Origin of the sequence: Klebsiella sp. CN_Kp100, from assembly GCF_040065315.1 — a bacterium.
GTDB classification, from domain to species: Bacteria; Pseudomonadota; Gammaproteobacteria; order Enterobacterales; family Enterobacteriaceae; genus Klebsiella; species Klebsiella oxytoca.
In genome coordinates, this window is record NZ_JBEAIJ010000001.1 from 320,214 (window position 1) to 339,995 (window position 19,782).

Consider the following 19,782-nt stretch of genomic DNA (forward strand, 5'->3'; position numbering starts at 1 on the left):
AACATGGCAGCCACTTTTCCGGGCGTTTGCGCCGTGGTGCCGGCAGCCGGTTTTGGCCGCCGCATGCAAACGGAATGCCCGAAACAATATCTCTCTATCGGTAACAAAACGATTCTCGAACACGCGGTCGCCGCGCTGTTGGCAAACTCGCGTATACAGCGGGTGGTGATTGCCGTCAGCCCGGGAGACGAGCGCTTTAGCCAGCTGCCGTTGGCGAATCATCCTCAGATCACCGTTGTTGATGGCGGTACAGAACGTGCGGACTCCGTCCTTGCGGGCCTGAAGGCTCTTAGCGAGGCCGATTGGGTGCTGGTACACGATGCCGCGCGCCCCTGCCTGCACCAGGACGATCTCAGCCGCCTGCTTCAACTCTGTGAGACCAGCCGAACGGGCGGCATTCTGGCCGCTCCGGTTCGCGATACCATGAAACGCGCGGAGCCGGGCAGGGCGGCTATTGCCCATACCGTCGAACGCAACGATTTATGGCATGCGCTGACGCCACAATTTTTCCCTCGCGAACTGCTTGTTGATTGCCTGACGCGGGCGCTTAATGAAGGGGCGACCATCACCGATGAAGCCTCGGCGCTGGAGTACTGCGGCTTTCATCCTGAGCTGGTCGCCGGACGAGCTGATAATATTAAAGTGACGCGCCCGGAAGACCTGGCGCTGGCCGAATTTTACCTTACCCATTCCCGACACCAGGAGAAGGCTTAATGCGAATTGGACACGGTTTTGACGTACACGCTTTTGGCGGTGAAGGCCCCATCATCATCGGCGGCGTGCGCGTACCTTATGAAAAAGGGCTGCTGGCGCATTCCGACGGCGACGTCGCGCTGCACGCTCTGACCGATGCGCTGTTGGGCGCGGCGGCACTGGGCGACATCGGCAAGCTGTTCCCGGATACCGACCCGGCCTTTAAGGGGGCCGATAGCCGCGAACTGCTGCGCGAAGCGTGGCGGCGCATCCAGGCAAAAGGCTTTACCCTTGGCAACGTTGACGTCACCATCATCGCCCAGGCGCCGAAAATGCTGCCGCATATTCCCCAGATGCGCATCTTTATTGCTGAAGACCTCGGCTGCCATATGGACGATGTTAACGTCAAAGCCACCACCACTGAAAAGCTGGGCTTTACCGGCCGTGGCGAAGGCATCGCCTGTGAAGCGGTGGCGCTGCTGCGTAAGGCGGAGAAATGATCGCTTTTGACGAACTCACTTATCTGCATGGAAAACCGCTGAGCCAGGGGCTGCTAAAAGCCAATCCGGAAGACTTTGTGGTGGTTGAGGATCTCGGCTTTGCGCCCGATGGCGAAGGCGAACATGTGCTGGTGCGTATTCTGAAAAACGGCTGCAATACCCGTTTTGTCGCTGACGCGTTGGCCAAATTCCTTAAAATTCATGCGCGCGAAGTGAGCTTTGCCGGGCAGAAAGACAAACATGCGGTGACTGAACAGTGGCTGTGCGCCCGAGTGCCGGGCAAAGAGATGCCCGACCTGAGCAAATTCCAGCTTGAAGGCTGTCAGGTACTGGAGTACGCGCGCCATAAGCGCAAGCTGCGCCTCGGGGCGCTGAAGGGGAACCAGTTTACGCTGGTGCTGCGCGAAATCAGCGATCGCGACGATGTCGAAACGCGTTTACAGGCGATTGCTGAGCATGGCGTACCCAACTATTTTGGCGCCCAGCGCTTCGGTATCGGCGGCAGTAACCTGCTGGGGGCGCTGCGCTGGGCCGAGAGCGGCGCGCCGGTGCGCGATCGCAATAAACGCAGTTTTTGGTTGTCGGCGGCCCGCAGCGCATTGTTTAATCAACAGGTTGGTATTAGATTAAAAAAACCGGAATTTAATCAGGTTGTTGATGGCGATGCGCTACAATTAGCGGGGCGCGGAAGCTGGTTCGTTGCGACTTCTGAAGAACTGACGGAGCTCCAGGCGCGGGTAAATAATCGCGAACTGATGATTACCGCTGCGCTTGTAGGTAGCGGCGACTGGGGCAGCCAGCGGGACGCGCTGGCCGCCGAACAGGCGGCCGTCGTTGAAGAGACGCAGCTACAGACGCTGCTGGTGCGTGAAAAAGTAGAGGCCGCCCGCCGGGCGATGCTGCTTTATCCCCAGCAGATGAGCTGGAACTGGTGGGATGACGTTACCGTTGAACTGCGTTTCTGGCTGCCCGCAGGCAGCTTCGCCACCAGCGTAGTAAGGGAGCTTATCAATACAACGGGTGACTATGCGAATATTGCTGAGTAACGATGACGGGATCCACGCGCCGGGCATTCAGACCCTGGCGAAGGCCTTACGGGAATTCGCTGAGGTTCAGATAGTTGCACCCGATCGTAACCGCAGCGGGGCGTCGAATTCCCTGACGCTGGAGTCTTCGCTACGCACTTTCACTTTCGACAACGGCGATATCGCCGTGCAAATGGGCACGCCGACGGACTGTGTCTACCTCGGCGTCAACGCCCTGATGCGGCCGCGTCCGGATATTGTGGTCTCTGGCATTAACGCCGGGCCCAACCTTGGCGACGACGTCATCTATTCCGGCACCGTTGCCGCCGCCATGGAAGGCCGTCATCTGGGCTTTCCGGCGCTGGCCGTTTCGCTAAACGGCTACCAACACTATGAGACCGCCGCTGCGGTCACCAGCTCGATTCTCCGGGCATTAAGCCGCGAACCGCTGCGTACCGGGCGCATTCTCAATATCAACGTGCCGGATCTTCCGCTTGATCAGATAAAAGGTATTCGCGTTACCCGCTGCGGCAGCCGCCATCCTTCCGATCAGGTCATTCCGCAGAAAGATCCGCGCGGCAATACGCTGTACTGGATCGGTCCTCCGGGGGAAAAGTACGACGCCGGTCCGGATACCGACTTTGCCGCGGTGGATGAAGGCTATGTCTCGGTCACGCCGCTCCATGTCGATTTAACCGCCCACAGCGCGCATGAGGTGGTTAGCGGCTGGCTCGATCGCGTTGGGGTTGATACACAATGGTAAGCAAACGTGTTGAAAGTCTTCTCAATCAGCTTCGCACTCAGGGCATTGTCGACGAGCGCGTGCTGGACGCTATCGCGCAGGTGCCGCGAGAAAAGTTTGTTGATGAAGCCTTTGAACATAAGGCGTGGGAAAACACGGCATTGCCGATTGGCCAGGGGCAAACTATTTCGCAGCCCTATATGGTGGCGAGGATGACCGAGCTTCTGACGCTTACGCCGGAGTCAAGGGTGCTGGAAATCGGCACCGGCTCTGGTTATCAGACGGCAATTCTGGCGCACCTCGTGCACCACGTCTGCTCGGTCGAGCGTATTAAGAGCCTGCAGTGGCACGCGCGCCGTCGTCTGAAACAACTTGATTTACATAATGTTTCAACCCGTCACGGTGATGGATGGCAGGGTTGGCAGGCACGCGCGCCGTTTGACGCGATTATCGTGACCGCAGCGCCGCCGGAAATCCCGGCCGCACTGCTGGCGCAATTAGACGATGGCGGCGTGCTGGTGCTGCCGGTAGGCGAAGAGCACCAGTTTTTAAAGCGCATCCGTCGACGCGGCAATGAGTTTGTCATTGATACCGTCGAGGCCGTGCGCTTTGTTCCCCTCGTTAAAGGGGAGCTGGCCTGAACCGGATTATTCCAGGTTTTTTTGCCTGCATTTAGGCATAGGGTGGACGCATTTTTCGTGTCCTGGCCGGGCACCGTCCGGTGAGCAAGATATTGGTAGTTAACATATTCCTGGGGGATAAATGAGCGCGGGAAGCCCAAAATTTACCTTAAGCCGCATTGCGGCTTTGTCACTGGTGTCACTCTGGCTGGCAGGCTGCAGCAGTTCCAACAATCCGCCTGCGCCGGTCAGCACGGCTGGCGGGGCTTCGTCTTCGGGCACCAATTCCGGGATGCTGATCACGCCTCCGACCAATACCGCGCCGCAGGCTCGTCCGGTACAAACTCAGCCGGTACAGACGCAGCCTGTGCAGATCCAGCCGATGGCTCAGGAGCCTGTGCAAACGGTAAACGGCAAAATCGTCTACAACCGTAAGTATGGGGATATTCCGAAAGGTAGCTATACCGGCGGCAGCACCTATACTGTTAAACGCGGCGACACGCTATTCTACATTGCGTGGGTTACCGGGAACGATTTCCGCGATCTGGCGCAGCGCAATAATATCCCGGCACCGTACGCTTTGAACGTCGGTCAGACGTTGCAGGTTGGCAATGCATCCGGACAGCCGATTACCGGTGATAATCCTGTTGCCCAGGCGAGCGTGAAGGCCAGTAATGGTGGAATGTTGAGCGCAAATTCTGCACAAAAATCCACCGCGGTAGTTGCGTCACAACCAACTATTACGTATTCTGAATCTTCAGGTGAACAGAGTGCTAATAAGATGTTGCCGAACAACAAGCCCGCGACGACGACAACCGTCGCGCCAGTTACGGCTCCAGCTGTCAGCACCACCCAATCGACTGCAAGCAGTACGTCTACCAGTTCGCCGATCTCTTCATGGCGCTGGCCGACTGATGGCAAGGTTATCGAGAACTTTAGTGGGGCCGAAGGTGGCAATAAAGGTATTGATATTGCAGGCAGTAAAGGACAGGCTATTGTCGCGACCGCAGATGGGCGCGTCGTCTATGCCGGTAACGCACTGCGCGGTTACGGTAATCTTATTATCATCAAACATAACGATGATTACCTGAGCGCCTACGCCCATAACGATACGATGCTGGTAAAAGAGCAACAAGATATCAAGGCGGGGCAGAAGATCGCTACCATGGGTAGCACAGGTACTAGTTCGACACGATTGCATTTTGAAATTCGTTACAAGGGGAAATCCGTCAACCCGCTGCAGTATTTACCGCAGCGATAATTTGGCAAAGTACGGATAGCTCAGTATTGCTAAGAAAGGCGCCAGGGCGGCAACGATGTCTTCTTTAACGGGGCATAAAGGTTATCGTCCGGGCGTCCTTCGAGTGATATTTAGCCAAAGTGCTTTGCTCAGGGATCACGGGTAGGAGCCATCTTTATGAGTCAGAATACGCTGAAAGTTCATGATTTAAATGAAGACGCGGAATTTGATGAGAACGGAGTCGAGGTTTTTGACGAGAAAGCCTTAGTTGAAGAGGAACCCAGTGATAGCGATCTGGCTGAGGAAGAGCTTCTTTCGCAGGGAGCAACCCAACGGGTGCTTGATGCGACGCAGCTTTATCTCGGAGAGATTGGTTATTCCCCACTGCTGACTGCCGAAGAAGAGGTTTATTTTGCCCGTCGCGCGCTGCGTGGTGACGTTGCGTCACGCCGCCGGATGATCGAAAGTAACCTGCGTCTGGTTGTCAAGATTGCCCGCCGTTACGGCAATCGTGGTCTGGCTCTGCTGGACCTGATTGAAGAAGGTAACCTGGGGCTGATTCGCGCAGTTGAGAAGTTTGACCCGGAACGTGGGTTCCGTTTTTCAACTTACGCGACCTGGTGGATTCGCCAAACGATTGAACGGGCAATTATGAACCAAACCCGTACCATTCGTTTACCTATCCACATCGTCAAAGAGCTGAACGTCTATCTGCGTACCGCGCGCGAGTTGTCCCACAAGCTGGACCACGAGCCGAGCGCCGAAGAGATAGCCGAACAGCTGGATAAGCCAGTTGATGACGTAAGCCGCATGCTGCGTCTGAACGAGCGCATTACCTCAGTGGATACTCCGCTGGGTGGCGACTCGGAAAAAGCGCTGCTGGACATCCTGGCCGATGAAAAAGACAACGGCCCGGAAGACACCACGCAGGACGATGATATGAAACAAAGCATCGTCAAATGGCTGTTCGAACTGAACGCCAAGCAGCGTGAAGTGCTGGCTCGTCGCTTTGGCCTGCTGGGCTATGAAGCCGCGACGCTTGAGGATGTTGGCCGTGAAATTGGCCTGACCCGCGAACGCGTGCGTCAGATCCAGGTTGAAGGTCTCCGCCGTCTGCGGGAGATTCTGCAAAGCCAGGGGCTGAACATCGAAGCGCTGTTCCGCGAGTAAGACACCTTTCGTTAAAAAGGCTCAATCGTTTTTCGATTGGGCCTTTTTCTTTTTCATCGTCTGCTCTCTATATCCGGGCCGTTTCGTGGAGATGCAGCCAGCTTATCTGCCCCTCCTGCTGGCGGAAAAGCGCCGTTGACCAGCGCGCTGTATCCGCTTTGCCGGGTAAAACGTGCGTTTCCCGATATATCACCGCGGCCCCATCGTGCCATTCGGCAAGCATCGCGGCGCTATCAATGACGATTTTTAAGCCGGGGCGGCTGGCGCGTGACCCTTGAAAAAAAGCGCTGACCGCCTGCTGGTCCATGCGTGTCCCGTTAATCGGGATCATGGTAAATTCCGCGCTGAAGCGCTGCATTAACCCTTCGATGCTGCCAGTTCCCTGATTCAGCCAGGCTTCAATGGCCACATGGGCGGCAATGACTTCTTCAATATAGCGACTCATTTGTTCTCCGTTTTACCGTGCAGGCGCATGATTATCGCCCGGTTATCAAACCTAAGGCAGCGCAGCAGCGGCAGCAGCGTAAAAATAGCGGCGGCGATAAACACGCCACGCCAGGCCTGCGGTGCTGGCCAGTAAAGCAAAAATGCGCTCAATAACCCCGCCAGCAGCGCAGCGCCAATCAGGAAACTCAGCTGACGATTGAGGTTCCACAGCGCGCTGGCGTCCGGCATATCGCAGTTAGCCACATTAAGAAACGCGCTGCTTTGGGCCGTACTGCTGCACAGACTGCCGCCTGCGCCCATTAAGACAAATGCCGCGATCAGCGTGCTGCTGGCGGTTGGTGAATTAACGCTGGCCAGCGCGACGATCCCGGCGGCCTGAAGCAGGCAGCCGGCCGCAATCAGAGGGCGGGGGCCAAGACGATTAAAATAGCGACCGGTCGTGACGATCGCCACGAAAGAGGCCAGTGACCAGGGCAGCATCAGGGCGCCGATAGCGGAGGGTGACAACCCCGTTACGCTTTGCAAATAAAACATCCCGACGACGTTAATTCCGATAAACGTCCCCGGCACGCAGAGATACACCAGCATAGAAAAACGCAGCAGCGGGTCACGCAGTAAAGCGAGCGGTAATAAACCTCCCGCTCGCACAACGCTTCTCTCTTCTTTTAGCCACAACGCTGCCAGCGCTAACGTCAGAAGGGCTATCGGCAGGCTGGCAAGGAAGACCCAGCGCCAGCTAAGTGATTGCACCAGAAGACCTCCCAGCGCCGGGGAGCACGCCGGCGCCAGTAGCCCGACCAGCATCACCGCGGCAGAGAGCTTTGCCCGCTCGTGAGTCTTAAACTGCTGCCAGGTTAATGCCTGACCTATTGGAATCAACAGTCCACCGCCCATTCCCTGCAGGACGCGCCACAGAACCAGATTTAGCAATGAGTCGGCCATCCCTGTTGCCAGCGCGCCGATGCTAAACAGGCTGAGCGAAAGCAGAAACACCCGTCGGGCGCCAAACCGCTGGCTGAGCCTGGCGCTAAACGGCAGCACCAGGGTGAGTCCTGCAATATAGCCATTGCTGACCCACGCCAGTTCGCCTGGCGACGCGTGCAGCGTCCGGCTCATCGCCGGAAAAGCGACGCTGGCGATAAACATATTGATTAAGTCGAGAAAGAAACCCAGCAGAAAAAGGGTTGCGACCTTGTTGCGATACGTCATTGATTACTCTCCCCATGAAGGCCGCTACTGTAAACCTCAGCATCAGGGCGAATAAACGCGACATTTGGATATATACTGTCTGAAATTTTTTGACAATGAGCGATATGATGCTGAACCTGCAGCGGATGACCATGTTTGTGGCGGTGGTGGAGAGCGGCAGTTTTACCGCGGCGGCGGCGGCCCTCGGGCAAACCAAGGCCGTGGTCAGTTTTAACGTCAGGCAGCTGGAGAGCGAGCTGGGCGTTACGCTGCTGTTGCGATCGACCCGACGGCTTACGCTGACTGAAGCCGGGTCGCTGTTTTATCAGCGTGGCCTCGCGCTGCTGAAGGCAGCGGAAAATCTGCAGGACGACGTCCGGGGCAGCCATGTGGGATTGAGCGGCGAACTGCGGGTCGCGACCACGTCAGAATATGGTGCCCAGGTGATTGTTCCGGCGCTGGCGGCGTTCAGCCTGCCGCATCCAGCGCTCCGCGTGCGGCACGTTTCTTCTTCTCACCACGCGGATTTAATCTCAGATCGTGTTGATGTGGCGATTCGTCTCGGGACGCTGGCGGATTCACGTTACCGCGCGGCGCTGATCTCGCGCTTTGCTATCGTACCAGTCGCCTCTCCGGCGTGGCTGGCGCAGCATCCGGTGAAGACGCTAGAGGATCTGGCCCATTCCGCGTGGATTATTCATGAACGTCTGACGACGCCGCTGCGCTGGCAGCTCAGCGGGCCGCAGGAACGGTGTATTCCCTTTGAAATTAAAAAGGCGCCACGGATATCGGCGGATAGCGCCAGCGCGCTGATGGCTTTTGCGCTGGCGGGGAGCGGCGTAGCGCTGCTCCCCGAATGGCTGGCGGCCGCTGCGCTGGCGGATAACGCCCTCGTGCGGATTATGCCGGAATTCCGCTTCCCGTCTCAGGGAGTGTATGCGGTTTATCCGGACGCGCAGCATGTTCCCGCCAGGGTTCGGGCGTTTATTGATTTTCTCCGCGAGCGTTTGGGTTAACGCTCTTGCTCTTGCGCCATCAGCTTATGGATGAGTTGCGAAAACTGGCGGCGCTCTTCATCACTGAGACGGCCTAAAAACTCTTCATCAACGGCGTTACCCAGCGGCATAGAGCTTGCCAGAAGCGCTTCGCCTTCGGCGGTTAAATAGACAAACCGCCGACGTTTGTCCGCCGGATCGTGTTCGCGACGAACCAACCCCCGGCTTTCCATACGGCTCAGCATTTCCGCCAGCGTCGCTTTGGTGCTGACCGCCGCTTCCGTTAACGTCACCTGTTCGATGCCGGGATGCTCGGCAATTGAACGCATTACCGCATACTGCGGTTTGGTCAGGTCCGGCAGTTCGTGCTGCCAGCGAGCGGTGTGCTGCTGAAAAAGCTGGCGCAACAGGTGGAACGCCTCGTTTCTTAACTCCATGACAACTCCGTAATCAAACCGTCGATTCTATGATAGCCGTTCGCACGGGGATTTAGCATTTTTCCTTTTTTGATTAAAAATGCGGCCGTGTACGAACGAACTTGCATGAATAGCCCTGCAAGAGTAGCTTTAATAAAAACGTTCGTATACGAACAAAGTGTGAGGCGATGATGAAGCTAATTGTTGGGATGACCGGAGCGACAGGTGCTCCGTTGGGGGTTGCGCTGCTTAAAGCGCTGCGTGAGATGCCGGAAGTGGAAACGCATCTGGTGATGTCAAAGTGGGCCAAAACGACCATTGAGCTGGAAACGCCTTACAGCGCCCGTGAAGTCGCCGCACTGGCCGATTTCTCCCATAGCCCGGCGGATCAGGCCGCCGTCATCTCATCAGGTTCATTTCGCACCGACGGCATGATTGTTATTCCCTGCAGTATGAAAACGCTGGCGGGTATTCGTGCCGGTTATGCCGAGGGGCTGGTTGGCCGGGCCGCGGACGTGGTGCTGAAAGAGGGGCGTAAGCTGGTACTGGTACCGCGCGAAATGCCGTTAAGCACCATCCATCTGGAAAACATGCTGGCCCTGTCACGCATGGGGGTGGCAATGGTGCCGCCCATGCCCGCTTATTACAACCATCCTAAAACCATTGAGGACGTCACGGACCACGTTGTCACGCGAGTGCTGGATCAGTTCGGTCTGGAGTATCACAAAGCGCGCCGCTGGAGCGGGTTACGGGCGGTAGAGAATGTTTCACAGGAGAATGAATAATGGCTTTTGATGATTTGCGCAGCTTTTTGCAGGCGCTGGACGACCAGGGGCAACTGCTGAAAATTAGCGAAGAGGTTAACGCGGAACCGGATCTGGCCGCCGCGGCGAACGCCACCGGACGTATCGGCGATGGCGCGCCGGCGCTTTGGTTCGATAATATTCGCGGATTTACCGATGCTCGCGTAGCAATGAATACTATCGGTTCCTGGCAGAACCACGCTATCTCGCTGGGCTTGCCGCCGAATACGCCGGTGAAAAAGCAGATCGACGAGTTTATTCGCCGTTGGGATAAGTTTCCGGTAACGCCGGAGCGGCGGGCAAATCCGGCGTGGGCGGAAAATAGCGTCGACGGTGAAGACATTAATCTGTTTGATATTCTGCCCTTGTTCCGTCTTAACGACGGCGACGGTGGTTTTTATCTCGATAAAGCCTGCGTGGTTTCGCGCGATCCCCTCGACCCGGATAATTTTGGCAAGCAAAACGTCGGCATTTACCGTATGGAGGTGAAGGGTAAACGTAAGCTCGGCCTCCAGCCGGTGCCCATGCATGATATCGCCTTACATCTGCACAAAGCGGAAGAGCGCGGTGAAGATCTGCCGATCGCCATTACCCTGGGCAACGATCCGATTATTACTCTGATGGGCGCTACGCCATTGAAATACGATCAGTCGGAATATGAGATGGCGGGCGCGCTGCGGGAAAGCCCGTACCCTATCGCCACCGCGCCGCTGACCGGCTTTGACGTGCCGTGGGGCTCAGAGGTCATCCTCGAAGGGGTGATTGAGAGCCGCAAGCGTGAAATCGAAGGTCCGTTCGGTGAATTTACCGGCCACTATTCTGGCGGCCGTAATATGACGGTGGTGCGTATCGATAAGGTTTCATACCGTAGCAAACCGATTTTTGAGTCGCTCTATCTTGGTATGCCGTGGACCGAAATTGACTACCTGATGGGCCCGGCCACCTGCGTGCCGCTGTATCAGCAGCTGAAGGCCGAATTCCCCGAAGTGCAGGCGGTCAACGCAATGTACACCCACGGCCTGCTGGCGATTATCTCCACCAAAAAACGCTACGGCGGCTTTGCCCGCGCGGTTGGCCTGCGCGCGATGACCACCCCGCACGGCCTGGGCTACGTGAAGATGGTGATTATGGTTGATGAAGATGTGGATCCGTTCAACCTGCCGCAGGTGATGTGGGCGCTCTCTTCAAAGGTCAACCCGGCGGGGGACCTGGTGCAGTTACCGAATATGTCGGTACTTGAGCTTGATCCCGGCTCCAGCCCGGCGGGAATTACCGACAAATTAATTATCGACGCCACCACGCCGGTTGCGCCGGATCTCCGCGGCCACTACAGCCAGCCGGTACAGGATCTTCCTGAAACCAAAGCCTGGGCTGAAAAACTGACCGCCATGCTGGCCAACCGTAAATAAGGAGGAAAAGATGATTTGTCCACGTTGCGCCGATGAACATATTGAAGTGCTGGCAAAATCGCCGGTAAAAGATGTCTGGACGGTATTTCAGTGCCAGCACTGTTTCTACACCTGGCGCGATACTGAACCGCTACGCCGCACCAGCCGCGAACATTATCCGGAAGCGTTTCGCATGACGCAGAAGGATATTGATGAATCGCCGATGGTGCCGAGTATTCCGCCGCTGCTGGCGGAAGATAAACGATAAAATAAACGGGCCCGCTCAGTCGGGCCTTTTTTATTTGTTTGGTTAATCAATGCAAAATATTTATTAATTAATCTTTCAAATGTCAAAATGGTTGATAGAGCAGATACGTTTGCGAGCCTTCTTCCAGTTTATAATAAAATCAACGGGTTTGATAAATTACCGATAAGTTTTGCGGCCGGGGAAATATAGAATAGCGGCGGGTGCTTGAGGCTATCTGGCTTTGAGCATTGACAAGGATTCAGATAGACGAAAGCCCCAGGAGATATTTCTATCAACTGAGGCTGACGGATGAACCTGAACAATTCAGATGTTAGTCTCTTCTTTGCAGGGAGGCAAGACATGCTGACAAAATATGCCCTTGCGGCAATCGTCGTACTGTGTATTACGGTACTGGGATTTACGCTTTTGGTGCGCAGCTCGCTGTGCGAACTCAGTATTAAAGAGCGTAGTATGGAGTTTGAAGCTGTTCTCGCTTACGAATCGAAGAAATAGCATCAGCGCGGGGGCAACCCCGCGTATTGGTTGTCAGGATGCATCCTCTCGCACCCAGTTTGCATTTGTTAAAACGGCAGCACCGCAAAGTGCTGCCGTTTTTTCACTTTAAAAGGAACTACACCAGGCTTTTCAGACGATAGAGCCACTCCAGCGCCTGGCGCGGAGTCAGCGAGTCCGGGTCAAGATTCTCCAGCGCTTCAACCGCGGGCGAGGTCTCTTCCGGAGCAGAAAGCAGCGACATCTGGGTACCGTCCACCTGCGTGGCGGCAGCGCTCGGCGCGATGCTCTCCAGTTCGCGCAGCTTCTGCCGCGCGCGTTTAATCACCTCTTTCGGCACACCGGCCAGCGCGGCAACCGCCAGGCCATAGCTCTTACTCGCCGCACCATCCTGCACGCTGTGCATAAAGGCAATGGTATCGCCGTGCTCCAGCGCATCAAGATGGACGTTGGCCACGCCTTCCATTTTCTCCGGCAGCTGGGTTAGCTCGAAGTAGTGGGTGGCAAACAGGGTCAAGGCCTTGATCTTATTCGCCAGATTTTCCGCGCAGGCCCACGCCAGCGACAGGCCATCGTAGGTCGAGGTGCCACGACCGATTTCATCCATCAGCACCAGACTATGCTCGGTGGCGTTATGCAGAATATTGGCGGTTTCGGTCATCTCTACCATAAATGTTGAGCGGCCGCTGGCCAGGTCATCCGCCGCACCGACACGGGTGAAAATACGATCGATAGGGCCGATTTCGACTTTATCCGCCGGAACGTAGCTGCCGATATACGCCAGCAGGGCGATCAGCGCGGTCTGACGCATATAGGTACTTTTACCGCCCATATTCGGGCCGGTGATAATCAACATTCTCCGCTGCGGAGCGAGGTGCAGAGGGTTAGCGATAAAAGGCTCTTTCAGTACCTGCTCAACCACCGGATGGCGGCCTTCGCTAATACGAATGCCCGGTTTATCGCTGAAGGTCGGGCAGCAGTAGTTGAGGGTCTCGGCGCGCTCGGCAAGGTTCACCAGCACATCGAGCTCCGCCAGCGCGCTGGCGCTCTGCTGCAGGTCGCCAAGATGCGGTAGCAGTAAATCGAAAAGCTCATCGTACAGCTGCTTTTCCAGCGCCAGCGCTTTCCCTTTGGAGGTCAGAACCTTATCTTCATACTCCTTCAGCTCAGGAATAATATAGCGCTCGGCGTTCTTAAGGGTCTGGCGACGGACGTAATGGATCGGCGCATGCTGGCTCTGACCGCGGCTAATCTGGATGTAGTAGCCGTGAACGGCGTTGTAGCCGACCTTCAGCGTATCCAGCCCCAGACGCTCGCGCTCGCGAATTTCCAGCTTGTCGAGGTAATCGGTCGCGCCATCGGCCAGACCACGCCACTCATCCAGCTCCGCGTTGTAGCCGGGGGCGATAACGCCGCCGTCGCGAACCAGCACCGGCGGCGCATCGATAATCGCCCGTTCAAGCAGGTCGCGTAGTTCGTTAAACTCGCCCATTTTCTCGCGAAGCCGCTGTACCGGCGCGCAGTCGACGTCTGCCAGCATCGCACGCAGCGCAGGCAGCTGCTGGAATGCGTGACGCATACGGGCTAAATCTCGTGGACGAGCGGTGCGCAGCGCCAGGCGAGCCAGTATACGTTCAAGGTCGCCAACCTGACGGAGTATCGGCTGCAGTTCAGTGTAATGCTCCTGCAGCGCGCCAATGGTCTGCTGGCGCTCTACCAGTACTGCGGTGTCGCGCGCCGGCATATGCAGCCAGCGCTTAAGCATACGGCTGCCCATCGGAGTGACGGTGCAGTCGAGTACCGAGGCCAGAGTATTATCAAAGCCGCCGGCCAGGTTTTGGGTTATCTCCAGGTTGCGGCGAGTAGCGGCATCCATAATGATGCTGTCCTGCTGGCGTTCCATGGTGATGGAACGGATGTGCGGCAATGACGTACGCTGGGTGTCCTTGACGTATTGCAGCAGGCAGCCGGCGGCACACAGGCCGCGCGGGGCGTTTTCAACGCCGAATCCGACCAGATCGCGCGTACCGAACTGGAGATTGAGCTGCTGGCGCGCGGTGTCGATTTCGAATTCCCACAGCGGACGACGGCGCAAGCCGCGGCGCCCCTCAATCAACGAGGATTCGGCAAAGTCTTCCGCGTACAGCAGTTCGGCGGGATTGGTGCGCTGGAGCTCCGCCGCCATCGTCTCGCGGTCAGCGGGTTCGCTCAGGCGAAAACGTCCGGAGCTAATATCGAGGGTGGCGTAGCCAAAACCTTTACTATCCTGCCAGATGGCGGCCAGCAGATTATCCTGACGTTCCTGCAGCAGCGCTTCATCGCTGATAGTTCCGGGGGTCACAATGCGAACGACTTTGCGTTCAACTGGCCCTTTAGTGATAGCCGGATCGCCAATCTGTTCGCAAATGGCCACCGACTCCCCCTGATTAACCAGCTTGGCGAGATAGTTCTCCACCGCATGATGCGGGATCCCGGCCATCGGAATCGGTTCGCCTGCGGAAGCGCCGCGTTTGGTCAGCGAGATATCAAGCAGCTGCGATGCGCGTTTCGCATCGTCATAGAAGAGTTCGTAAAAATCACCCATCCGGTAAAACAGCAGGATCTCCGGATGCTGGGCTTTCAGCTTGAGATACTGCTGCATCATGGGCGTATGGGCGTCAAGATTCTCTAGTGTACTCATCAGTTTTTGATGTCCATTTACTTAAGTTTTAATGAGTTAGCGGATTTTATTGTTTTCATGACGTCACGCTGCGGCTCATTGGTTCCCGTGAAATTGTGCATTTCTTTTCATTGACTCATGAGCCGCATGATAACGGAGTCTTCTGGCCAGGAAAACAAGAAGCGGCAACGGCGTGGTGCGGAAAGATTCTCCGGTTGTGTCTGAGTATGACCCGCAGAAAGAGCTGATAACTTCTTTGTTAAAAAATTGTGATCTATGTTAAAATTATTTTAAGGTGAATTCATGGCATCTATAATTTATTAATTACCTGGCGTAATTTGTTTTTAGGATATATCTCAGTGTTCTGCGAGTTAAATTTCTGACGCGGGATTGTTCGCGAGGTTAAATCTTTTTTTAATTCCCTGCTAAATGTATTTCTTTTTACCCCAAAAATGATTTGTTAGTATTTTTGCCGACCAGGGGATCTGGATTTAATTAAATTATTAATATTAATTAATAGTCTAATTATTGAAACGGATTTTTCGGTGATGCGGAGGGCTGCAGATTGTTGTGAGAATATACCGCAGCAATTTTATAGCTCCTTACTCTTTAGGATAAAAATTTATAACGCAGGAATTTTCTATGAAACTGAATAAAGTTGCTATGGCTGTGGCATTAACTGCTGCTCTCGGCTCTATGTCTGCTCTGGCTGCTGATACAACCAACGGGGTTATCGAGCTTCAGGGTGAACTGGTGAACACTGCTTGTGGTTTGGCCCCGTCGTCCAGCCCGGTAACCGTTGATTTTGGTCAGGTTCCAGTTTCCCTGCTGCAGGGCGGTGGTCAGGCAACTGAAGCTAAAAGCATCGAACTGCAGTACTGCGACACCACCATCGCTAGCAGCGCCGTTGTTTCCTACACCCCGACTTCGGTTAACCCGAACGATCCTACTCTGGCTGCATTCACTTCTGGTACCGCATCCGGCGCGGGTATCGGCCTGAAAGACAGCGCTAGCCAGACTGTGACCTGGGGCGCGCAGACGACTCCGGTCACTCTGGTTGATGGCACCAACACCATTCCTTTCGTGGCCTTCCTGAAAGCGGAAGCTGCTGCGAGCGGTTCTACCACTACCGTTACCGCGGGTGCATTCCAGTCAACGATCAACTTCACTATCGATTATCAATAATCGATTTTGAATTATCGCTCGCGGGGAGACTTCTCCCCGCGATATTGGAATAGGTGCCAGATAATATGGAATTCTGAGTATGGTTAAGGATACAGAGAAAAAGAGACTGATGGCGTTATTCGTATCGGTATTACTCTTCTCCGGACATGCTTTGAGTACTAATTTTACGCCCGGACAGTTGGCGCTTTCGGGGGAGCTGGTTGCTGCCGCCTGCGATATCGATCCCAACTCGCGCGAACTGTGGGTGGATTTCGGTAATATCTCGGCTCGCGATATTAATATGGACCAGGAAGGTAAGCTGATCCGACCTTTTCTGGTGCGCTTAGTCGGCTGCGCCTCTTTCGGTAGCGAAAATCCATCAACGCCCGGTGCCTATGCCACCATCACCTTTACCGGAAATGCTTCGTCGCAAGACCCGACGGTATTAATTCCGGATGGCGAGGGAAAAGGCTTTGGGATACAGATTCGCGATCGCCACGGGGAGATTTTAACTTTTGGAGAACCCTCTTCCGGGTATCTTCTGAGTGATGAGAATAATACGCTGAAATTTACCGCTTCGTTGGTTCCGGTTCAGCAACATATTAAGGCTGGAGATTTTTACGCCGTCACTCGTTTCTTTATGGATTACAACTAGAAATAAGCCAGCTATTGCTGTTGTAGCTTGTTTGTCGCGCACGATATTTTACTGAATGATTCGGGATGAATAGTCATGTCAGCAGAACTAAAAATAAAAATAATCCTCTCTCAGATCCTTTTTTTCTGCTGTGCTTCTGTGGCTTGCGCCTCCACTGATGTGGAATTCAACACCGACGTCTTGGATGCCGCCGACCGCGACAATATCGATTTAACGCGTTTCGCCACCGACAACTATGTGCCACCGGGCGAGTACTTATTAGACATTAAAATAAATGGTCAGGCTGTAGGGCAGCAAAAGGTTCGCTATCTGGCTTCCAAAGACGAGAAGCATACTCAGGCCTGCATTAACGGCGAAATTCTTGCAAGATTGGCATTAAAAGAAGAAGCCCAGCAGAAGGTCGCGCAGCCGTTTGCCGATTGTTATGACCTCCTCAGCCTTCCGGGCGCCACGCTCAGTAACTACGCCGGGGTGCTGGATATCACCATTCCGCAAGCGTGGATGAAATATAACGATCCAAACTGGACGCCGCCTGAGCGCTGGGACCAGGGGATCGGCGGATTTTTGCTCGACTATAGCCTCACCGGCCAATATACCCGCCAGCTTGATATGCACAAGGATTACAGCACCCTGAGCGGATATGGCCAGACAGGCTTCAACCTCGGCGGCTGGCGCGTACGCGGCGAATATCAGACCAGTTACTACAGCGCGACGCATCAATTTGATTTCGATATGAATCAGTTCTACGCCTATCGTCCGCTGCCGATGATGGCGGCAAAGCTGACGGCAGGGGAGATCTATCTTGATTCGCAGGTTTTCGACACCGTTCGTTTTACCGGGCTGAATCTCGCCAGCGATGAGCGTCAACTGCCGCCAAACCTGCAGGGCTACGCGCCGGAAATCCGCGGTCTGGCAAAGACCAACGCTAAGGTGACGGTGAAGCAGAGCGGACGCATCATTTATGAAACGACGGTGCCTGCCGGGCCGTTTAATATTCAGGATTTACGGAGCTCGGTGCGCGGTACGCTGGATGTTCAGGTGGAAGAGCAGGACGGCTCCATCTCCACATTCCAGGTTAACACTGCCAATATTCCTTATCTTACGCGTCCAGGCTACGTGCGCTACAACGTCGCTATCGGTGCGCCGTCCCGCTATAGCCATAAAATTCAGGGGCCAGGTTTCGCTTCCGGTGATTTCTCCTGGGGGATCACCAATGCCTGGTCGCTCTACGGCGGGTTGCAGAGCGCAGGAGCCGAATATACCGCGGTTTCCGCCGGTATCGGTCGCGATCTCAGCGTCTTCGGCGCGCTCTCGCTGGATGCCACGGAATCTTACAGTCAGCAGTCGAACCAAAAGCGACTGAAAGGAACCTCGTTTAAGCTGAGCTATGCGAAAACCTTCGACGAATATAACAGTTCAATTACCTTCGCCGGGTATCGCTTCTCGCAGGAGGACTTCCGTTCTTTCTCGCAGTATCTCAACGAGCGTTATGAGGGGTACGACAGTCTTGGCCGTGAAAAAGAAGTTTATACCATCACCGGTAATAAAACTTTCTGGGCCGATGAGCCAGGTAAGGCGACAACCGTCTTTCTGACCTATACCCACCAGAATTACTGGAACAGAAGCAGCCAGGATCGCTACGGCATCTCGTTAGGACGCTCGTTTAACGTCGGTAATATTCGCGGGATCACCACCAATATTTCGGCCTATCGTTCTGATTATGAAGGTCGGAAGGACGACTCTATTGCTCTCTCACTTTCTATTCCGGTTGGCGATAGTAAATGGAGCGGCCTGGACGTGCAGACCAATAACGGTAAAACCAGCCCGATGCTCTCGTATACCGATAGCAGCGACTATAACAACCTGTGGCGGCTGCGTGCGGGAGCGAGCCAGAGCGGTTATGCCAACGTCGACGGCTATTATCAGCGCCGCTCGCAGTATGCCGAAATCAACAGTAACGCCAGCTATCAGCAGGATAACTATCTCTCCCTGAGCAGCACGCTGCGCGGCGGATTCACCGCCACCCGGCACGGCGCGGCGCTCCACAACAGCGGTGCGACGCTCAATACGGCCCGCGTTATGGTGAATACCAACGGTATCGGCGACGTTCCGCTTAATGACGGTAAATCAAGAACCAATAATTTCGGCATCGCCGTTATTCCGGACATCGTGAGCTACAACAGCTTTGACACCCGAGTCGACGTGGATGCGATGTCGGAATCCATCGAACCAGCAAAAGCTATCAGCACCGCCACGCTGACCGAAGGCGCCATTGGCTATCAGACCTTTGGCATGGCGAAGGGCGAAAAAATGATGGGCATTATTCGGCTGGCTGATGGCACCTATCCGCCGTTCGGCGCTGAGGTGATTAACGACGATGGCGTAAGCGTATCCATGATTATGGAAGGCGGGCAGGGATGGCTGGCAGGGGTTAATCCTCAGGAGCTGCTAAGCGTCGTTTGGGGCGGGAAGAAGCAGTGTCAGATCGCTATCCCGCCCACCATAGAGCGTCGTGCGACAGCCGCGCTATTGCCGTGTAAATGACAGTGACAGTAATAAAAGGTCAAAAATGAGCATAACAAGCAACAAACTCTGCTGGATGGGCGCTCTGATGCTGGCGGCGGTAAGCGGTACCGCTCAGGCAGGCGTTTCGCTGGACCGCACTCGCCTGATTATCACCGGTAAAGACAGCTCGGCGAGCGCCAATTTAACCAACACCAGTCCGGATATTCCGTTTCTGGCGCAATCCTGGGTCGAGGACAGCAAGGGCAATAAGATTACCTCTCCGCTGGTGGTGCTACCGCCTTTACAGCGTATCAACGGCGGACAAAAAGGGGTGGCGCGGGTCACCAAAACGGATGGCATTAACCAATTACCGCAGGATCGCGAAAGCCTGTTTTATTTAAGCGTGCGCGAAATTCCGCCCAAGCCGGATAAAGCTAATGTCCTGCAGTTAGCCATGCAGTCGCGGATTAAATTATTTTTCCGCCCGACCGCCATTATTCCCAAAAGCAAAAGCGAGATATGGCAGGACCAGGTCGTCTTCCAAAAGAGCGGAAATAAGATGACCGCGCAAAATCCGACGCCCTATTACATCACCATCATTGGCTTATCCCGCGTGAAGGGTGAAAAAATCACCAAATTCCCGGGGATCATGGTTGCGCCGAAGTCCAGCCTGGAATTCAGCGTCACCGATGGCGGCGTGCGAGAGTTTGCCATGATGTATGTGAATGACTATGGCGGTCATCCCGAACTGAAATATCGCTGTGAAGGAAATACCTGTAAAGCTCTGCCGCCATCGCAGCAAGGGTAATTAA

21 protein-coding genes are annotated in these 19,782 nt (G+C 55.1%); 16 read left to right on the top strand and 5 right to left on the bottom strand.

Annotation, left to right across the window (positions count from 1 at the left end):
* Positions 1-3: 3 nt before the first annotated feature.
* From ispD to ABLV12_RS01530, 5 genes are read left to right on the top strand one after another with little or no spacing between them, the layout of a single operon-like run.
* Positions 4-714: a 2-C-methyl-D-erythritol 4-phosphate cytidylyltransferase gene (ispD, locus tag ABLV12_RS01510; protein WP_348866737.1), complete on the top strand. Its 711-nt coding sequence runs from the start codon at positions 4-6 to the stop codon at positions 712-714.
* Complete coding sequence (ispF, locus tag ABLV12_RS01515; RefSeq protein WP_004104972.1) at positions 714-1,193, top strand: 2-C-methyl-D-erythritol 2,4-cyclodiphosphate synthase; 480 nt, start codon at positions 714-716, stop codon at positions 1,191-1,193. The genes ispD and ispF overlap by 1 nt, the downstream gene beginning before the upstream one ends.
* On the top strand, positions 1,190-2,239 hold the full coding sequence (gene truD, locus ABLV12_RS01520) for a tRNA pseudouridine(13) synthase TruD (protein ID WP_004104970.1): 1,050 nt from the start codon (positions 1,190-1,192) through the stop codon (positions 2,237-2,239). The genes ispF and truD overlap by 4 nt, the downstream gene beginning before the upstream one ends.
* Positions 2,220-2,981 (top strand): 5'/3'-nucleotidase SurE, encoded by a 762-nt coding sequence (surE, locus tag ABLV12_RS01525; RefSeq protein WP_004114878.1) that lies wholly within the window; start codon positions 2,220-2,222, stop codon positions 2,979-2,981. The genes truD and surE overlap by 20 nt, the downstream gene beginning before the upstream one ends.
* The gene (locus ABLV12_RS01530) at positions 2,975-3,601 is read left to right on the top strand and encodes a protein-L-isoaspartate(D-aspartate) O-methyltransferase (protein ID WP_004104966.1); all 627 of its coding nucleotides are present in this window, start codon (positions 2,975-2,977) and stop codon (positions 3,599-3,601) included. Before surE ends, ABLV12_RS01530 begins: the two co-directional genes overlap by 7 nt.
* Before the next feature lie 99 nt (positions 3,602-3,700).
* On the opposite strand, the gene ABLV12_RS01535 is transcribed toward ABLV12_RS01530, so the two are convergent.
* The gene (locus ABLV12_RS01535) at positions 3,701-3,835 is read right to left on the bottom strand and encodes a peptidase (RefSeq protein ID WP_224226457.1); all 135 of its coding nucleotides are present in this window, start codon (positions 3,833-3,835) and stop codon (positions 3,701-3,703) included.
* On the opposite strand from ABLV12_RS01535, the gene nlpD reads away from it, so the two are divergent.
* Both nlpD and rpoS read left to right on the top strand, forming a co-directional pair.
* Entirely contained in the window at positions 3,777-4,841 is a 1,065-nt protein-coding gene (gene nlpD, locus ABLV12_RS01540; RefSeq protein ID WP_230133338.1) for a murein hydrolase activator NlpD, read from the top strand. The genes ABLV12_RS01535 and nlpD overlap by 59 nt on opposite strands.
* Before the next feature lie 156 nt (positions 4,842-4,997).
* Complete coding sequence (gene rpoS, locus ABLV12_RS01545; RefSeq protein WP_004104962.1) at positions 4,998-5,990, top strand: RNA polymerase sigma factor RpoS; 993 nt, start codon at positions 4,998-5,000, stop codon at positions 5,988-5,990.
* 67 nt (positions 5,991-6,057) lie between these two features.
* Here rpoS and ABLV12_RS01550 read toward each other — a convergent pair whose 3' ends face one another.
* Both ABLV12_RS01550 and ABLV12_RS01555 read right to left on the bottom strand, forming a co-directional pair.
* Positions 6,058-6,435 carry a DUF4440 domain-containing protein gene (locus tag ABLV12_RS01550; protein ID WP_004104960.1) on the bottom strand — a complete coding sequence of 126 codons (378 nt, stop codon included), beginning with the start codon at positions 6,433-6,435 and terminating at the stop codon, positions 6,058-6,060.
* Positions 6,432-7,646, bottom strand: coding sequence for an MFS transporter (locus tag ABLV12_RS01555; RefSeq protein ID WP_017145487.1), 1,215 nt, complete (start codon positions 7,644-7,646; stop codon positions 6,432-6,434). Before ABLV12_RS01555 ends, ABLV12_RS01550 begins: the two co-directional genes overlap by 4 nt.
* A 107-nt stretch (positions 7,647-7,753) precedes the next feature.
* On the opposite strand from ABLV12_RS01555, the gene ABLV12_RS01560 reads away from it, so the two are divergent.
* A complete protein-coding gene (locus tag ABLV12_RS01560) occupies positions 7,754-8,641 on the top strand; it encodes a LysR family transcriptional regulator (RefSeq protein ID WP_064398087.1) in 888 nt (295 codons plus the stop codon).
* Here the strand turns inward: ABLV12_RS01560 and ABLV12_RS01565 are convergent.
* A complete protein-coding gene (locus tag ABLV12_RS01565) occupies positions 8,638-9,057 on the bottom strand; it encodes a MarR family transcriptional regulator (protein WP_016809803.1) in 420 nt (139 codons plus the stop codon). The two genes, ABLV12_RS01560 and ABLV12_RS01565, sit on opposite strands and share 4 nt — an antisense overlap.
* A gap of 170 nt (positions 9,058-9,227) precedes the next feature.
* Between ABLV12_RS01565 and ABLV12_RS01570 the strand changes: the two genes are divergently transcribed.
* The 4 genes from ABLV12_RS01570 (at position 9,228) to ABLV12_RS01585 (ending at position 11,987) form a co-directional block, all read left to right on the top strand.
* Positions 9,228-9,821, top strand: coding sequence for a non-oxidative hydroxyarylic acid decarboxylases subunit B (locus tag ABLV12_RS01570; protein WP_004104955.1), 594 nt, complete (start codon positions 9,228-9,230; stop codon positions 9,819-9,821).
* Positions 9,821-11,248, top strand: a complete 1,428-nt coding sequence (locus ABLV12_RS01575; RefSeq protein WP_004114871.1) for a non-oxidative hydroxyarylic acid decarboxylases subunit C — start codon at positions 9,821-9,823, stop codon at positions 11,246-11,248. Before ABLV12_RS01570 ends, ABLV12_RS01575 begins: the two co-directional genes overlap by 1 nt.
* Positions 11,249-11,258: 10 nt before the next feature.
* On the top strand, positions 11,259-11,495 hold the full coding sequence (locus ABLV12_RS01580) for a non-oxidative hydroxyarylic acid decarboxylases subunit D (protein ID WP_004104951.1): 237 nt from the start codon (positions 11,259-11,261) through the stop codon (positions 11,493-11,495).
* A gap of 339 nt (positions 11,496-11,834) precedes the next feature.
* Positions 11,835-11,987: a Hok/Gef family protein gene (locus ABLV12_RS01585; protein ID WP_064507196.1), complete on the top strand. Its 153-nt coding sequence runs from the start codon at positions 11,835-11,837 to the stop codon at positions 11,985-11,987.
* Between the two features lie 118 nt (positions 11,988-12,105).
* On the opposite strand, the gene mutS is transcribed toward ABLV12_RS01585, so the two are convergent.
* On the bottom strand, positions 12,106-14,667 hold the full coding sequence (gene mutS / locus ABLV12_RS01590) for a DNA mismatch repair protein MutS (RefSeq protein ID WP_348866738.1): 2,562 nt from the start codon (positions 14,665-14,667) through the stop codon (positions 12,106-12,108).
* A 621-nt stretch (positions 14,668-15,288) separates the two neighbouring features.
* Between mutS and ABLV12_RS01595 the strand changes: the two genes are divergently transcribed.
* From ABLV12_RS01595 to ABLV12_RS01610, 4 genes are all read left to right on the top strand, one after another.
* Positions 15,289-15,831 carry a fimbrial protein gene (locus tag ABLV12_RS01595; RefSeq protein ID WP_004104944.1) on the top strand — a complete coding sequence of 181 codons (543 nt, stop codon included), beginning with the start codon at positions 15,289-15,291 and terminating at the stop codon, positions 15,829-15,831.
* A gap of 79 nt (positions 15,832-15,910) precedes the next feature.
* Positions 15,911-16,465 (top strand): fimbrial protein, encoded by a 555-nt coding sequence (locus tag ABLV12_RS01600; protein ID WP_004104942.1) that lies wholly within the window; start codon positions 15,911-15,913, stop codon positions 16,463-16,465.
* Positions 16,466-16,540: 75 nt separating this feature from the next.
* Positions 16,541-19,009, top strand: coding sequence for a PapC/FimD family outer membrane usher protein (locus tag ABLV12_RS01605; RefSeq protein WP_004104940.1), 2,469 nt, complete (start codon positions 16,541-16,543; stop codon positions 19,007-19,009).
* A gap of 25 nt (positions 19,010-19,034) precedes the next feature.
* Positions 19,035-19,778 carry a molecular chaperone gene (locus ABLV12_RS01610; protein ID WP_004104938.1) on the top strand — a complete coding sequence of 248 codons (744 nt, stop codon included), beginning with the start codon at positions 19,035-19,037 and terminating at the stop codon, positions 19,776-19,778.
* The last annotated feature ends 4 nt before the right edge of the window (positions 19,779-19,782 follow it).

Excerpts from the sequence above, each read along its gene's own strand:
- ABLV12_RS01575 (WP_004114871.1), top strand. The coding sequence starts at position 9,821 with ATGGCTTTTGATGATTTGCGCAGCTTTTTGCAGGCGCTGGACGACCAG.
- ABLV12_RS01550 (WP_004104960.1), bottom strand. The coding sequence starts at position 6,435 with ATGAGTCGCTATATTGAAGAAGTCATTGCCGCCCATGTGGCCATTGAA.
- surE (WP_004114878.1), top strand. The coding sequence starts at position 2,220 with ATGCGAATATTGCTGAGTAACGATGACGGGATCCACGCGCCGGGCATT.
- ABLV12_RS01585 (WP_064507196.1), top strand. The coding sequence starts at position 11,835 with ATGCTGACAAAATATGCCCTTGCGGCAATCGTCGTACTGTGTATTACG.
- ABLV12_RS01565 (WP_016809803.1), bottom strand. The coding sequence starts at position 9,057 with ATGGAGTTAAGAAACGAGGCGTTCCACCTGTTGCGCCAGCTTTTTCAG.
- ABLV12_RS01555 (WP_017145487.1), bottom strand. The coding sequence starts at position 7,646 with ATGACGTATCGCAACAAGGTCGCAACCCTTTTTCTGCTGGGTTTCTTT.
- ABLV12_RS01530 (WP_004104966.1), top strand. The coding sequence starts at position 2,975 with ATGGTAAGCAAACGTGTTGAAAGTCTTCTCAATCAGCTTCGCACTCAG.
- truD (WP_004104970.1), top strand. The coding sequence starts at position 1,190 with ATGATCGCTTTTGACGAACTCACTTATCTGCATGGAAAACCGCTGAGC.
- ABLV12_RS01580 (WP_004104951.1), top strand. The coding sequence starts at position 11,259 with ATGATTTGTCCACGTTGCGCCGATGAACATATTGAAGTGCTGGCAAAA.
- mutS (WP_348866738.1), bottom strand. The coding sequence starts at position 14,667 with ATGAGTACACTAGAGAATCTTGACGCCCATACGCCCATGATGCAGCAG.
- ABLV12_RS01570 (WP_004104955.1), top strand. The coding sequence starts at position 9,228 with ATGAAGCTAATTGTTGGGATGACCGGAGCGACAGGTGCTCCGTTGGGG.
- ABLV12_RS01610 (WP_004104938.1), top strand. The coding sequence starts at position 19,035 with ATGAGCATAACAAGCAACAAACTCTGCTGGATGGGCGCTCTGATGCTG.
- ABLV12_RS01605 (WP_004104940.1), top strand. The coding sequence starts at position 16,541 with ATGTCAGCAGAACTAAAAATAAAAATAATCCTCTCTCAGATCCTTTTT.
- ABLV12_RS01595 (WP_004104944.1), top strand. The coding sequence starts at position 15,289 with ATGAAACTGAATAAAGTTGCTATGGCTGTGGCATTAACTGCTGCTCTC.
- ispD (WP_348866737.1), top strand. The coding sequence starts at position 4 with ATGGCAGCCACTTTTCCGGGCGTTTGCGCCGTGGTGCCGGCAGCCGGT.
- rpoS (WP_004104962.1), top strand. The coding sequence starts at position 4,998 with ATGAGTCAGAATACGCTGAAAGTTCATGATTTAAATGAAGACGCGGAA.
- ispF (WP_004104972.1), top strand. The coding sequence starts at position 714 with ATGCGAATTGGACACGGTTTTGACGTACACGCTTTTGGCGGTGAAGGC.
- ABLV12_RS01600 (WP_004104942.1), top strand. The coding sequence starts at position 15,911 with ATGGTTAAGGATACAGAGAAAAAGAGACTGATGGCGTTATTCGTATCG.
- ABLV12_RS01560 (WP_064398087.1), top strand. The coding sequence starts at position 7,754 with ATGCTGAACCTGCAGCGGATGACCATGTTTGTGGCGGTGGTGGAGAGC.